We start from the raw sequence: 13,894 nt of genomic DNA on the forward strand, positions 1-13,894 counted from the left end.
TAGGAGCTGGCTTGCCAGCGAAGGCGCCCGTCAGAACGGCGCAAGGCTCAAGGGCCTCTTCGCCGGCAAGCCGGCTCCTACGGGACGGGGCGTTGGCGGGGATGGTTACGCCGGTTGCAGGTTGTGCTCGTACACCGCCACGCCATCCAGGTCCCGCAGGATCACCTTCAGCTCCGCCGTTTGCCCATCGATCTGCACTTCGCCAAAGAACTGGAAGCCGGCAAAGGGTGAAGTGTTCTGCGCTGGCGGCGCCTTCTGGAACACCACTTCCGGGCCGAAGGTCTTGTCCAGCACATTGGGCCCGAAACTCCCCGCGTTCAGGGGGCCGGCGACAAACTCCCAGAACGGCTCGAAATCCTGGAACGCCGCCCGATCCGGGTGGTAGTGGTGGGCCGCGCAGTAGTGCACGTCCGCCGTCAGCCACACATGGTTGCGCACCTGATGCTTGCGCAAATACGCCAGCAGCTCGGCAATCTCCAGCTCGCGGCCCTGGGCCGAGCCCGGGTCGCCGTTGGCGATCGCCTCCCAGCGCGCCACCCCGGGGCTGACTTCGCCATCGGGCACGCCCAGGCCAATGGGCATGTCCGCCGCCACCACTTTCCACTGAGCCGAGGAGTCCTTGAGCTCACGCTTCAGCCAATCCAGTTGCTCGCGGCCGAGGAAAGGTTTCTCGCCGCCGAGGTTGTCATCGTTGGGGCCGCGATAGCTGCGCATGTCCAGCACGAACACATCCAGCAACGGCCCATAGCTGAGCTTGCGATAGATGCGCCCGCCGCCATCGGCGCTCTGCCGGCGCATGGGCGAATACTCCAGCCAGGCCTGGCGCGCGCGGCCCACCAGGGTCTGGATGTCCTTGACCACGTAACGTTCGTCCAGCTGCTTGCTCGGCGACCAGTTATTGACCACCTCATGGTCGTCCCACTGCCAGATCTGCGGCACCTCGGCGTTGAAGCGGCGCAGGTTTTCGTCCATCAGGTTGTAGCGGTAGTTGCCCCGGTATTCGTCGAGGGTCTCGGCCACTTTGCTCTTGGCCTCGGTGGTGAGGTTGCGCCAGATGCGCCCGTCTTCCACGGTCAACTGCGCCGGCACCGGGCCGTCGGCGTAGATGGTGTCGCCGCTGTGGATAAAGAAGTCCGGCAGGCGCAGGCGCATTGCCTCGTAGATGCGCATGCCGCCGATATCCGGGTTGATGCCGAAGCCCTGCCCTACCGTGTCGCCGCTCCAGACAAAACGGATGTCCCGGCGTTGCGAAGGCGCACTGCGCAAATGGCCGAACCAGGGCTCGCTGGCCGCGCCGGACTGGGCATCCTCGAAGGTCACCCGATAGAAGATCGCCTGGTTGGCCGGCAGCCCGGTCAACTCCACCCGCGCCGTGAAGTCGGTGCGGGCATCGGCCAGGGGCGAAACAGAGCGCCGGGGGTTGCTGAACATGCTTCGCGTGTCCCACTCCACCACCATCCGCGCCGGACGATCGCTGCGGCTCCAGATCATCGCCTTATCCCCCAGCAGATCCCCGGACTGCACCCCGTCGGTGAGCTGCGGCCGATCCTTGACCGAAGCGATCACCGCCGGCGCCAGGCTCGGCATCAACAGCCCCGCCCCGGCGATTTGCATGATCCGACGACGGCCGAGGTTGAACTCGCTCATGGTGACTCCCTGACAATGGTCAAAAAGCACACCTTAGACAGTGGGGATGAAGGGGGTGTGACAAGGAGCTGAAGGCCGTAATGCAGATAGGTCGTTCTCAACCTGCGGCAGCGGCTACACGAAGCTAGGTAATCCCTGTAGCCGCTGCTGAGCCTGCGAAGCTGCGAAAAGGACCGAAGGGCCTTGCTTGGCGATTTCCCGACGAACCTCGGGCAGGTTTGGAATCGCTGCGTCTCCTGCGACGGAGTGCCGCCCAGAGCGTTCGCAGCCTGCGGCAGCGGCTACAACGGGTGCCGTTGCGGGATTGCGCCGCAACGGATGTGCCGTGGAGGTCAGGCCGCCTTGGCCGGTTCCAGGGCCAGTTCGACGGTCTCTGGTCGTTTCACCAGCGCATAGACCACCGCCGTCAGCAGGCTGCCCGCGACAATCGCCAGCAGGTACAGAAACGCATGGTTGATGGCATTCGGGATCAGCATGACGAACAGGCCGCCGTGGGGCGCCATCAGTTTGCAGCCGAAGTACATCGACAAAGCCCCGGTCAGGGCGCCGCCGGCGATGCTCGCCGGGATCACTCGCAACGGGTCCTTGGCGGCAAACGGAATCGCGCCTTCGGAGATAAAGCACAGGCCCAATACCAGGGCGGCCTTGCCGGCTTCGCGTTCGGTCTGGGCAAATTTGCGTCGGGCAATGAAGGTAGCAATGCCCAGGCCAATGGGCGGTACCATGCCCGCCGCCATGGTCGCGGCCATCGGTGCATAGCTCTGGGACGCCAGCAGCCCTACCGAGAACGCATAGGCCGCCTTGTTGATCGGCCCGCCCAGGTCGACGCACATCATGCCGCCCAGCAGTACCCCGAGCAGAATCGCGTTGGTGGTACCCATGCTGTCGAGGAAGTGGGTCAGGGCTTCGAGCATGCCCGCCACGGGTTTGCCCACCACGTAGATCATCACCAGCCCGGTGAACAGGCTGGCCAGCAGCGGGATGATCAGGATAGGTTTCAGCGCCTCCAGGCTTTGCGGCAAGCGCGCATATTTATTGATCGCCTTGGCCGCATAACCGGCGAGGAAGCCGGCGACGATGCCGCCGATAAAACCCGCACCCAGGGTGCTGGCGAGCATGCCACCGATCATTCCCGGCGCCAGGCCTGGGCGGTCGGCGATGGAGTACGCGATGTAACCCGCCAGCAGCGGCACCATCAGCTTGAAGGCGGTCTCGCCGCCGATCTGCATCAACGCCGCGGCCAGGGTGCCCTCCTCCTTGAACGCAGTGATGCCGAAGACGAAGGACAGGGCAATCATCAAGCCGCCCGCCACCACCATCGGCAGCATGAACGACACCCCGGTCAGCAGGTGTTTGTAGACCCCGGTCTTTTCCTGTTTGGCCGGTGCCTGGGCGCCTGCTGCGGAGGACTCCAGCCGGCCCTCGGCCAGGGCCTTGTTCAGAGTCGCTTCGGACTGTTTCAGGGACACGCCGGTGCCGCAGCGATAAATGCGCTTGCCGGCAAAACGTTCGGTGGGTACTTCGATGTCCGCCGCCAGCAGCACCACGTCGGCCTCGGCAATGGCTTGGGCGCTCAGCGGATTGCGCGCGCCCACCGAGCCCTGGGTTTCCACTTGCAGGTCGTAGCCCAGGCGCTTGGCGGTTTGCTGCAGGGCCTCGGCGGCCATGAAGGTGTGAGCCACGCCAGTCGGGCAGGCAGTGATCGCCACCAGCCGCGGGGCGCGTTTGCCTGTTTCGACCACCGGCTCGACACTGGCCTCGGTGGCGACATGGACCTGGGCCTCTTCAGCGCCGCGACGCAGCACTGCATCGACATCCTGCAGGGCCTGGGACGGGCTGCTGCGGTACACCCGCTTGCCGACAAAACGCGACATATCCACAGGCCCGGTGCTGACCACCAGCACCCACTCGGCGGCCTCAATGGTGGCCGCCGAGAGTTGGCGTTCCGGGTGCGCTTCATCGTGCACTTCGACGCTGGTGCTCCAGCCCTGGCGCTGCGCCGCGGCGTCCAGCAGGCGAGCGCAGAGCACGCTGGTGACCATGCCGTTGGGGCAGGCGGTAACTATGGCTAACTTCATGGGCAACCCTCTTATTGTTCTAGGAGGGGATGCACGCGCACCCCCTGCTCCAGCCGGGCCAGTTGCACCCTGTCGCTGATGCCGAAACCGATCTGGGTCACGGCCATGGCGGCAATCGCCGTGGCGGTGCGCAGGGTCTGTTCAAACGGCTGGGCGCTGAGCAGGCCGTGGAGCATGCCCGCCAGCAGCGAGTCGCCGGCGCCTACGGTGCTGACCACGCGGACCTTGGGCGGCAAGGCCTGCAAGGACGGTGCAGCACTGAACCAGTTGACCCCCTCGGCGCCGTGGGAAATCACCACATGCTCGACGCCCTGGGCGTGCAACTGGCGCGCAGCCTCGGCCTGCCCGGCCACTGAAACCACCGGGCTGCCCAGGGCGTCCGCCAGCTCTTCGGTGTTGGGCTTGACCAGCCAGGGGCCTGCCGCCAGGCCGGCGCGCAAGGCGGCGCCGCTGGTGTCGAGGGCGACTTTAAGACCGAGGTTTTTCAAACGCAGCAGCAGGGCCTGGAACCATTCGGGGCTGACCCCACGCGGCAGGCTGCCGGCCACCACCACCGCGTCATGCCCGGGAGCGATCTGTTCCAGGCGTTCAAGCAGGGCCTGTTGCGCAGCTTCGCTAACCTCGGGCCCAGGGCCGTTGATATCGGTAATGCGCCCGTCGCTTTCGGCCAGCTTGATGTTGCTGCGGGTGTCCCCGGGCACACGGATAAAGGCGTCGACAAACCCGCGCTGGGCAAACAACGCGTCAAACGCCTGTGGATTGTTTTCCCCGAGAAAGCCGCTGACGGTCAGTTGATGGCCGAGGTCAGCCAGCACCTGGGCCACATTCACGCCCTTGCCGGCGGCGTGGGTGTACATGGCGTCGCTGCGGTTGACCTGCCCTGTGTCCAGGCGCGCCAGCTGCACCGTCAGGTCCAGCGCCGGGTTGAGGGTCAGGGTAAGAATCTTCGCCATTACATGGCCTCCACTAGGGCGCGCACTTCGTTGGCGCTGCCGACGGCCAGGGCCTGTTGAGCAAGGGTTTGTGCCTGGGCCAGGCGCAGTTCGCGGATCCGCGCCTTGACCTCGGCGATGCTGCGTCCGGAGACGCTGAGTTCATCCACCCCCAGGCCCACCAGCACCGGTACCGCCAGCGGATCGGCCGCCAGTTCGCCGCACACACCCACCCATTTGCCGTGGGCATGGGCGGCACGCACGGTGATGTCGATCAGTTGCAGCACCGCCGGGTGCAGGCCATCGGCCTGGGCGGAAAGGGTCGGGTGGCCACGATCGATGGCCAGGGTGTATTGGGTCAGGTCGTTGGTGCCGATGCTGAAGAAGTCCACTTCCTTGGCCAGCACCGGCGCCAGCAGGGCGGCGGACGGCACTTCGATCATGATCCCCAGTTGCAGGTCGGCCACGGGGATTTCCCGGCGCAGGCGCTCGGTCATGTCCCGGGCCTGGCGCCACTCTTCGACGCTGCCGACCATGGGGAACATGATCCGCAGCGGGCGGTTGTCCGCCGAGCGCAGCAAGGCGCGCAATTGCGCTTCCATGATCAGTGGCCGTTGCAGGGTCAGGCGGATGCCGCGCACGCCGAGGAAGGGGTTTTCCTCCTTGGCAATGGGCCAGTAAGGCAGCGGTTTGTCGCCGCCCACATCCAGGGTGCGCACCACCAGCGGACGCCCGGCGAGGCCGTCGAGTACACGGCGGTATTCGGCTTCCTGGGTGGCTTCGTCCGGGGCCTGGGGATGGGCCATGAAGATCAGTTCGGTGCGCAGCAGGCCGATGCCCTCGGCGCCGTTTTCCACGGCGGCGGCGACACCGGCGCTTTCGCCGATATTGGCGAACACCTCGACCGCGTGACCATCGGCGGTATGGGCCAGTTGATGGCGTTGTTCGGCGGCCGCCTTGAGCCGTTGCTCGCGGTTGTCGCGCTCCTCGGCGGCCCGCTGCAGGGTGTGGCTATCGGCGTCGACATGCAGGCGCCCGCGTTGGCCGTCCAGCAACAAGGGCGTACCGGACTTGATCAGCAGCACGCTGGCCCCCGCGCCCACCAGGGCCGGAATCCCCAGGGCCCGGGCGACGATGGCGCTGTGGGCGGTGGCGCCGCCGCGGGCGGTGAGAATGCCGGCGACCCGGGTCGGATCGAGGCGCGCGACGTCCGAAGGGCCGACTTCGTCCATCACCAGGATGTAGGGCTGGTCCGGCTCGGCCGGGGTTTCAATGCCGCACAGTTGCGCCAGCACCCGGCGGCCGATGTCCCGCAGGTCGGCGGCGCGCTCGGCGAGCAGGGCATCCTGCAGGGCTTCCTGCTGTTTGGCGGCGCTTTCGATCACGGTCATCCACGCCGCTTCGGCGCTTTCGCCCTGCTTGAGGCGGGTGTCCACTTCATCGCTCAGTTCGGGGTCGTCGAGCATTTCCTGATGGGTGATGAAGATTTCGCGGATGGCCTTGGCCTGGCTGCGCTGGATCAGCCCCTGGATGTCCTCGCGGACCTCGGCCAGGGCCTGCTGCAAGCGCTGGCGCTCGATGGCGGTGGACTCGCCCCGCAGTGGGTAATCGATACTTTGCTGGACCTGGATATGGGCCGGGCCGATGGCGATGCCGGGCGCAGCGGCGATGGCCTGGATCAGGCTGCCGGAGGCCGGGGCGCTGAGCGGCTCGACGACCTCTTGTGGCGCTTGCCGAGGCGTGCTGACAGCCGGCAATGGCTCGACCTCTTCGCCCAGGCCCTCTTCGATGGCTGCCAGTAACGCGGGCAAGGCATCGGCGGCAATGCTGGGTTCAGCGATCAGTTCCAGTACCTGGCCACGCCGGGCCCCGAGGCTCAGCAGCTTGCTCAGGCTTTTGACCGAGACCGCAGAATCCTTGCCATCGACGATGCGGATGCGGATCTCGCCTTCAAAGTTTTTTGCCAGTTGCGCCAGCACCTTGGCCGGGCGCGCATGCAGGCCGTGGGCGTTGGCCAGGGCGACGCGGGCGCTGGGCCAGTCCGCAGGCAACTCGCCGCCAAGCACTTCCAGGACTGCGCGGCTGCTGGTGGCGCGGCCCAATTCCTGGCCACGGCCTTCGATCAGCAGCGCACACAGGCGCTCCAGCAGGGACTGGTGGGCTTCCCCCAGGCTGGCCAGGCAGAACAGGCCGCTGAGGGGCTGGCCCAGGTAGCGGATGGGTTTGTCCGGGGTGACGAACGCCAGCCCCGGGCGCAGCACGGTCTGCTCGCTGTGCAGCCACCACAGGCCGTCACCCAGGGGCAGCGCCTCCACCTGTTGCAGCACCGCGGCAAAGCCGTTGCTCACGCACTCGGCCTGGCGCAGCAGGCGAGCGCCGCGCCAGACCAGCTCTTCGAAATCTTCCGCCGCCACCCCGAGGCCGATCATCTGTGCGTCCAGCGCCAGTTCCTGGGGTGCGCCCTGCAACAGCTTGAGCAGGGCCTGGGGAGAGCTGGCGCGACGCAGGGCCTGGCCCAGGTCGGTTTCACCCAGGGCGCGGGTCAGGAGTTGCAGGAGTCGCAAGTGCTCGTCGGATTTGGCCGCGATGCCGATGGCCAGGTAGACAATCTGCCCGTCGCCCCAATCCACGCCGTCGGGAAACTGCAGCAGGCGCACGCCGGTGGCAAAGACCTGGTCGCGGGTTTCCGGGGTGCCGTGGGGAATGGCGATGCCTTGGCCAAGAAAGGTCGAGCCCTGGGCTTCGCGGGCCTGGAGGCCAGCCAGGTAACCCTCGGCCACCAGGCCGTCCGCCACCAGTTTGTCGGCCAGCAAGTGCAGCGCCGCGGACTTATCCACAGCCGACTGGCCCATGGATATCTGCTCTACAGTGAGCTCGAGCATGGCTTCTCCTATTTAGCGCGGCAGGGGGCGGCGCTAGGTATTGTTTTAAGTAAGCAGCGTAGGCGTCTTTACTGCCACAAACGGGACTCGGTGCCTGGCAGGGGCGTTTTCCGTTCGGGCTTCGGCCTAGAAAATACGCTTGCTGAAACGTTTAATCTAGCAAGTTTGGTACGTTACTCCATAATCTCGAGCGCTTGAAGTCCTTCTGGTCGATTGCCGGTTCCGACGTTGGTCGCCTGCCCAGATCAGGTAGGATTGGCGAAAATATCGGGGCAAGCACCAAAAACAAGGAAATCCCGGGTTGAAACTCAGTGATATCGCTCGCCTGGCCGGTGTGTCTGTGACCACCGCCAGTTACGTCATCAACGGCAAGGCCGAACAACAACGCATCAGCAACGCCACCGTGGAACGGGTGCGGGCGGTGGTGGAAGAACACGGCTTTACTCCCAACCCCCAGGCGGCCGGCTTGCGCAGCCGGCACACCCGTACCTTGGGTTTCATTCTCCCGGACCTGGAGAACCCCAGCTACGCACGCATCGCCAAGCTGCTGGAGCAAGGCGCCCGGGCCCGAGGGTATCAGCTGCTGATCGCCAGTTCCGACGACGCTCCGGACAGCGAGCGGCAATTGCTCCAGCTGTTCCGCGCCCGGCGTTGCGACGCGCTGTTCGTCGCCAGCTGCCTGCCGCCGGAAGACGACAGCTACCAGCAGTTGCAGGCCCAGGGCCTGCCGATCATCGCCATCGACCGGGTGATGCCGCCCGAGCTGTTCTGCTCGGTGATCAGCGATGACCTGCAAGCCAGCCTGCACCTGACCCAGAGCCTGCTTGAGCCTGAGCCCAAGCAGATCGTGCTGATCGGTGCGCGCCCGGAACTGAGCATCAGCCAGGAGCGCGCCGCCGGTTTCCGCCAGGCCCTCGAGGGTTTCGGCGGCGAGGTGCTGATCGAGCACGGCGAAGCCTTCAGTCGTGATTGCGGCCGCCAGCTGATGGAGGAATTGCTGCAGCGCCTGGGCCATCTGCCAGACGCCCTGGTGACCACCTCCTATGTACTGCTGCAAGGGGTATTCGATGCCTTGCACGACTTCCCGCTGAAATCCCGGCCTCTGCGCCTGGGCACCTTTGGCGATACCCAGTTGCTGGATTTCCTGCCGCTGCCGGTCAATGCCATGGCCCAGCAGCATCAACTGATCGCCGAAAAAGCCCTGCAACTGGCCCTGGCTGCCATTGAAGAGGCGCATTACCAGCCCGGCGTGCAGGCCATCGCGCGGACCTTCAAACAGCGCATCCAACAGGGCTGAACCGTGGAGCTGATCGACAGCCACACCCACCTGGATTTCGCGGATTTCGATGCCGATCGCGGGGCGCTGCTGGCAGACAGCCGCGCCCTGGGCGTCTCGCGAATGGTGGTGCTGGGGGTCTATCAGGCCAATTGGCAGCGGCTCTGGGATCTGGTGCAAAGCGACTCGCAGCTGTACGCGGCCTTTGGCCTGCACCCGGTGTACCTGGACGATCACCGCCCGGAACATATCCAGCAACTGGGTGACTGGCTGACCCGGCTGGCAGGGCACCCGCAAGTGTGCGCGGTGGGCGAGATCGGCCTGGACTACTTTCTTGCGCACCTGGATCGCGAGCGCCAACAGGCACTCTTCGAAGCGCAATTGCAGCTGGCGGCAGATTTCCAGTTGCCCGCCCTGCTTCATGTCCGGCGCAGCCACGCGGCGGTGATCGCCAGCCTGAAGCACTTCAAGCTCAAGCGTGGCGGCATTATCCACGCCTTCGCCGGCAGCCGCGAGGAAGCCCGGGAATACCTCAAGCTGGGGTTCAAGCTGGGTCTGGGGGGCGCCGCGACCTGGCCCCAGGCCCTGCGCCTGCGCAAGGTGATCGCCGAGCTGCCGCTGCACGCCCTGGTGCTGGAAACCGACTCGCCGGACATGGCGCCTGCCATGTTTCCCGGCCAGCGCAACAGCCCGCAGCACCTGCCGGCCATCTGCGCCGCCCTGGCGCAGATCATCGGCATCACGCCCGAGCAACTGGCCAGCGCCAGCACCCGCAACGCCTGCGAGCTGTTCGGCTGGCCTTCAGCCGGCCTGTAGCTGCAACGGTCGGCGCTGGCGCCTGCGGGCAGCCATCATCACCAACAGGTAGCTCACCAGCATCAATGCCGAAACGCTCAGTTGCTGAGCCAGGCTTACCAGCCCGACCCACTCCAGCACCAGCGTCACCAATATCACCGTGGCACACAGCACGATCATGGTCGCGCGCAGGGTGGCCAGCGAACCCAGGGACCTGAGGCGCTTGATCTGTTCGGGGCAACTGAGCTTCAGCGGTTTGTGGCAATGGTTGCAGTTGAAGGCTTCCTGCAACGCCATGGCATTGAGTTGCCAGGGTTCGAGTTCAAGGAGGGTCTGGCAATGGGCGCAACGGCCCTGGATTCCAGAAGTGGCAGTCATCAACGTATTTCCTCAGGGCCATGCAAGGCACATGGCCAACTGGTCGAACAGCCTGCGGGATCACCGGGGCTGAAAAATCAGACGCGCAGGAAAACAGGAAACACGCGACAAACAAAGCATTCATTTACTACCGATTGTATGCAAAGCAGCGAAGCCCCTGGTTTCCGGGGCCTCGCCGAGAGCCGGTGCACGTTGCTCAGACGCGGAAAGCGCCGATCAATTGCTTCAGTTGCACCACCTGGGCCGACAACTGCCGGCTGGCATCTTCGGTCTGGTGCGCGCCCTCGGCAGTGCGCTCACCGGCACGATTGATCTCGACGATGTTCTGGTCGATGTCGTGGGCCACCGCGGTCTGCTGCTCCACGGCCGCGGCGATTTGCTGGTTCTGGTCGACGATCATGCCTACTGCACCAAGGATATTTTCCAACGCCTGCTGGACCTTTTCCGACTGGTCCACCGTACCGTTGGCCATGGCGTGGCTGCTGCCCATGGCCTTGACCGCCGCGCTGACGCCACCGTGGAGCTTGCCGATCATGTCCTCGATCTCCTCGGTGGACTGCTGGGTGCGTTTGGCCAGGGTCCGCACTTCATCGGCCACCACCGCAAAGCCCCGCCCCTGCTCACCGGCGCGCGCCGCCTCGATGGCCGCGTTGAGGGCCAGCAGGTTGGTCTGCTCGGCGATGCTCTTGATCACCTCCAGGACCCGGCTGATGGACTGGCTGTCGCTGGCCAGCTGGTTGATCACCAGCACCGACTGGTCGATCTCGCTGGCCAGCCGGGCGATGCTGCCCTGCTGGGATTCCACCAGCCCGCGGCCGCTGATGGTTTCGTCATTCACGCTGTGGGCGCTGCTGACCGCCGCCGCGGCGCTGCGAGCCACTTCCTGGGAGGTGGCGGACATCTGGTTCATCGCCGTGGCCACTTGCTCGATCTGGGTGCGCTGGCCAGCCACGGCCTGATTGCTCTGGGCCGATACACTCTGCACTTGCCCGGCCTGGCGCTCCACCTCACTGACGGTGTGGCCAACCCGCTCGATCAGGTCGTGGATTTTCAGCACGGTGCCGTTGAACACACTGCCCAGTTCCCCCAGTTCGTCGCGGCTGTGGGCGGTGAAGCTGACGGTCATGTCCCCCGCCGCTACCTTGTCCATCATCGCTCCCAGGCGCCGCAGAGTGGTGCGGGTGGAAGCGTAGAAACCGCCGTACAGGTAGACGATGGAGAGAAACACCAGGGCCAGAGCCGCCACCAGCAGCACCATGTGGCGACGGTTCTGCTCCAGGCGCTTTTGCAACTCGACATCCAGGAATTTCAAGGTGCCTTCATTGAGCTGGTAGGTCTGCGCCATCAGCCCGCTGACCTGGTCGTAGAAGGCCTGCCAGGGCGCATCCAGGGTATCGGCCATCACCACCTGCTCCTCGAACAGCTCGCTGGCCTGCTTGAGGCTGCCCTTGCTGGTCGTGGCCAGCGTGTCGAGAGCATCGTGGGCAGCGCGGCTGGACCCCAGGGCATCCTGCAACTTGAGCCCGTATTCGGCCTGGAGCTTTTCGATCTGCACCAGCAATTCGTCGAAACGCGTGCTGGACGAGGAATTGAGGAACCCCTGGCCCAGGGAGTAGGCGCCCATGGCCCGGCCTTCACCGAGGAGCTGGGTAACCTGCGGGGTGACGCTGGTGATCAGCTCGCTGAGCTGGCGAATGTCACCCTGGCCATCGCGGCTCAGGCCCGACTGGCTGGCGATGATCTGGCTGAACAACTGCGCGCTGCCCAGCAACTTGCCGATCAGGCCGCTTTTGTTCAGCAGCGAGCTTTCCACTTGCTGGGTCTTGAAGGCGGCAATCAGTTCATCGCGCTTGGCGTTGAAGACCTCCACCTGCTGTGGGTCCGTGGTTACCGCCTGCAAGGCCTGCAGGCGTTCCAGCACGGATTTCTCCAGGGCCACGATCTTGCCTTCCAGGTCCCCTGCCTTGCCGGACTGACCGAGGCTGGCGTTGATCTGCACCAGGTTATTGAGGGTTTCCAGGTCTCGGCGCAGGGCCAGGCTGCTGCCCAGCAGGTCGAGGCTTTGCAGTTCGACCCGGGTGCCCTGGAATTCGCGGTAGGAGTCGCGCACCAGATAGAAGTTGGTCACCAGCATGGGTAGAAAGAACAGCACGCTGATCAGGCTGAACTTCATGCCGAAGCTCAGGCGGTTCATCAGCGCGACAGCGGGATAGAGCAAGCTCTTCACAAAGAAGTCTCCCTTTTCTTTTATTGTTATTGGCAGGCAGGCGAAGGCAGCAGATAGCCACTATTCGGCGCTCCGTCTGTATAGCTCAATTTCGTGGGAGGTTTTGTAACTTAAAGTTAACCGCCAGCGCGGCATCCAGGGGACAGCTCGCGGGCTGTGGCGAGGGAGCTTGCTGCCGATCGACGGCGCAGCCGTCGCACTCTCTGCGATGCGCTGCGCCAGAAAACCCTCGGTGGGCGGTTGGGGCCAGCCCTTGGTCACCTCAGGCCAGGACGGTCCACAGGGCAAAGCCGGCGTACCAGAGCACCGCCGCCCGCAACAACAGCTCCCAGATACGATCCAGGCTGTTGATACCTTCGGGCCCGACTTCCGGCGGCGGGATTTCCGCGGCCACCAGGCCGACCTTTTCCACCAACTGCGCGGCACCGATATGCCAGTTGAGCAACTCGTGGAGCATCACCCGGCCGACTGCGACAAAGTTGCCCACCAGGGCAAAACTCGCCGCCAGCAGGCGCACCGGCAACCAGTCGAAGGCATGTCGCAACTGCCCCGCGCGTTCGACCAGGGCGGGGTTCTTGCCATGTTCGGCGGCGAGAGCCAACAGGCGATAGCTCAGGGCCGCTACCGGCCCCAGCAGGAAGTACCAGAAGATCACCGCGAAGAAACTCTGGAAGGCCTGCCACAGCAGGTGGCCCTGCACTCGCTCCAGCAGTTGTTCGCCATTTTCGGCGCAGATGCCCAGGTCACGTTCTGCGACATGGGCTGCCGCTTGCAGATCCTCACGCCGCCAGGCGTCACGGAACGGGCCCAGTTCACCCAGAAGATCGCCGCGACCCAGGGCGTAGATCACCACCAGCAGGTGCACCGGCAGCGCCAGCAAGCCATAGGCGATGGGCTCCAGCACCAGCAGCAACAGCCCGAGCAGCGCCACCGGCAGCAACACCATGACGATCAGCAGCCACCACGGATGCCCGGCCATACGCGGGCTCGACTCCAGCCGCGCCAGTTCCCCCAGCCACCAGCCATCACGCTGCACCCGCTGGCGCAGGGCCGAGAACTTCTCGATCCACACCGCCAACAGCAACACCAGAAAACTCATTGTCCTTCCCCCTTCTCCAAGGCGGCACGAAAGCGTGCCCAGTCGAATCCCGGGCCCGGATCGGTCTTGCGCCCGGGCGCGATGTCGCTATGCCCGCAGATCCGTTGTGGCGTGATGTCGCTGAAGGCCCGGCGCAGTTGCCTGCTCAGGCTGATCAACGAGTGATATTGAGCATCGCTGAAAGGCTGATCATCGGTGCCTTCCAGTTCGATGCCCAGGGAAAAGTCGTTGCACGTCTCACGCCCCTGGAAACTCGAGACACCGGCATGCCACGCCCGATCCAGGCAGGAAACGAATTGGGTGACGGCGCCGTCACGCTCGATCAGAAAATGCGCAGAAACACGCAGATCGGCGATCCCGGCAAAATAGGGATGCTCTGTGACATCAAGGCGATTCTGGAAGAATTCCTGCACCTTGCCGGTGCCGAACTGCCCCGGCGGCAGGCTGATGTTGTGAATCACCAGCAGGGAAATCTCGCCCGCCGGACGTTCATTGAAATTGGGTGACGGGCAATGCCGTACGCCATGACACCACCCCGTGGCAGGGTCCAGCCGCATACCGATTCCTTCAACTAAAGCCT

General features: G+C 64.9%; 10 protein-coding genes and 1 pseudogene. 2 read left to right on the forward strand and 9 right to left on the reverse strand.

The window, feature by feature from the left end; translation table 11 throughout:
• Positions 1–105: 105 nt before the first annotated feature.
• From M2395_RS17330 to ptsP, 4 genes are all read right to left on the reverse strand, one after another.
• Entirely contained in the window at positions 106–1,647 is a 1,542-nt protein-coding gene (locus M2395_RS17330; RefSeq protein WP_077933342.1) for an alkaline phosphatase, read from the reverse strand.
• Between the two features lie 332 nt (positions 1,648–1,979).
• Positions 1,980–3,725: a PTS fructose-like transporter subunit IIB gene (locus M2395_RS17335; protein ID WP_123430069.1), complete on the reverse strand. Its 1,746-nt coding sequence runs from the start codon at positions 3,723–3,725 to the stop codon at positions 1,980–1,982.
• A gap of 11 nt (positions 3,726–3,736) precedes the next feature.
• Positions 3,737–4,678 carry a 1-phosphofructokinase gene (gene pfkB / locus M2395_RS17340; RefSeq protein WP_011059216.1) on the reverse strand — a complete coding sequence of 314 codons (942 nt, stop codon included), beginning with the start codon at positions 4,676–4,678 and terminating at the stop codon, positions 3,737–3,739.
• Positions 4,678–7,539, reverse strand: a complete 2,862-nt coding sequence (gene ptsP / locus M2395_RS17345; RefSeq protein ID WP_123430068.1) for a phosphoenolpyruvate--protein phosphotransferase — start codon at positions 7,537–7,539, stop codon at positions 4,678–4,680. The genes pfkB and ptsP overlap by 1 nt, the downstream gene beginning before the upstream one ends.
• Positions 7,540–7,840: 301 nt before the next feature.
• Here ptsP and cra point away from each other — a divergent pair, with 301 nt between their 5' ends.
• On the forward strand, positions 7,841–8,836 hold the full coding sequence (cra, locus tag M2395_RS17350) for a catabolite repressor/activator (protein ID WP_011059214.1): 996 nt from the start codon (positions 7,841–7,843) through the stop codon (positions 8,834–8,836).
• Between the two features lie 3 nt (positions 8,837–8,839).
• A complete protein-coding gene (locus M2395_RS17355; protein WP_015634130.1) occupies positions 8,840–9,631 on the forward strand; it encodes a TatD family hydrolase in 792 nt (263 codons plus the stop codon).
• On the opposite strand, the gene M2395_RS17360 is transcribed toward M2395_RS17355, so the two are convergent.
• The 5 genes and pseudogenes from M2395_RS17360 to ampD all read right to left on the reverse strand — a co-directional run bounded on the left by M2395_RS17360 (position 9,617) and on the right by ampD (position 13,871).
• Complete coding sequence (locus M2395_RS17360) at positions 9,617–9,988, reverse strand: hypothetical protein (protein WP_019095647.1); 372 nt, start codon at positions 9,986–9,988, stop codon at positions 9,617–9,619. The genes M2395_RS17355 and M2395_RS17360 overlap by 15 nt on opposite strands.
• A gap of 196 nt (positions 9,989–10,184) precedes the next feature.
• Complete coding sequence (locus tag M2395_RS31830; protein WP_404944722.1) at positions 10,185–10,898, reverse strand: methyl-accepting chemotaxis protein; 714 nt, start codon at positions 10,896–10,898, stop codon at positions 10,185–10,187.
• Between the two features lie 144 nt (positions 10,899–11,042).
• Positions 11,043–12,182, reverse strand: a pseudogene (locus tag M2395_RS31835) (HAMP domain-containing protein); the annotation flags it as partial.
• 295 nt (positions 12,183–12,477) lie between these two features.
• A complete protein-coding gene (gene ampE / locus M2395_RS17370; RefSeq protein WP_011059211.1) occupies positions 12,478–13,314 on the reverse strand; it encodes a regulatory signaling modulator protein AmpE in 837 nt (278 codons plus the stop codon).
• The gene (gene ampD / locus M2395_RS17375) at positions 13,311–13,871 is read right to left on the reverse strand and encodes a 1,6-anhydro-N-acetylmuramyl-L-alanine amidase AmpD (RefSeq protein ID WP_011059210.1); all 561 of its coding nucleotides are present in this window, start codon (positions 13,869–13,871) and stop codon (positions 13,311–13,313) included. Before ampD ends, ampE begins: the two co-directional genes overlap by 4 nt.
• Positions 13,872–13,894 lie beyond the last annotated feature (23 nt).

This window comes from Pseudomonas sp. BIGb0176, assembly GCF_024810175.1.
Lineage (GTDB): Bacteria > Pseudomonadota > Gammaproteobacteria > Pseudomonadales > Pseudomonadaceae > Aquipseudomonas > Aquipseudomonas protegens.

Excerpts from the sequence above, each read along its gene's own strand:
- M2395_RS17330 (WP_077933342.1), bottom strand. The coding sequence starts at position 1,647 with ATGAGCGAGTTCAACCTCGGCCGTCGTCGGATCATGCAAATCGCCGGG.
- M2395_RS17335 (WP_123430069.1), bottom strand. The coding sequence starts at position 3,725 with ATGAAGTTAGCCATAGTTACCGCCTGCCCCAACGGCATGGTCACCAGC.
- pfkB (WP_011059216.1), bottom strand. The coding sequence starts at position 4,678 with ATGGCGAAGATTCTTACCCTGACCCTCAACCCGGCGCTGGACCTGACG.
- ptsP (WP_123430068.1), bottom strand. The coding sequence starts at position 7,539 with ATGCTCGAGCTCACTGTAGAGCAGATATCCATGGGCCAGTCGGCTGTG.
- M2395_RS17360 (WP_019095647.1), bottom strand. The coding sequence starts at position 9,988 with ATGACTGCCACTTCTGGAATCCAGGGCCGTTGCGCCCATTGCCAGACC.
- M2395_RS31830 (WP_404944722.1), bottom strand. The coding sequence starts at position 10,898 with ATGAACCAGATGTCCGCCACCTCCCAGGAAGTGGCTCGCAGCGCCGCG.
- ampE (WP_011059211.1), bottom strand. The coding sequence starts at position 13,314 with ATGAGTTTTCTGGTGTTGCTGTTGGCGGTGTGGATCGAGAAGTTCTCG.
- ampD (WP_011059210.1), bottom strand. The coding sequence starts at position 13,871 with ATGCGGCTGGACCCTGCCACGGGGTGGTGTCATGGCGTACGGCATTGC.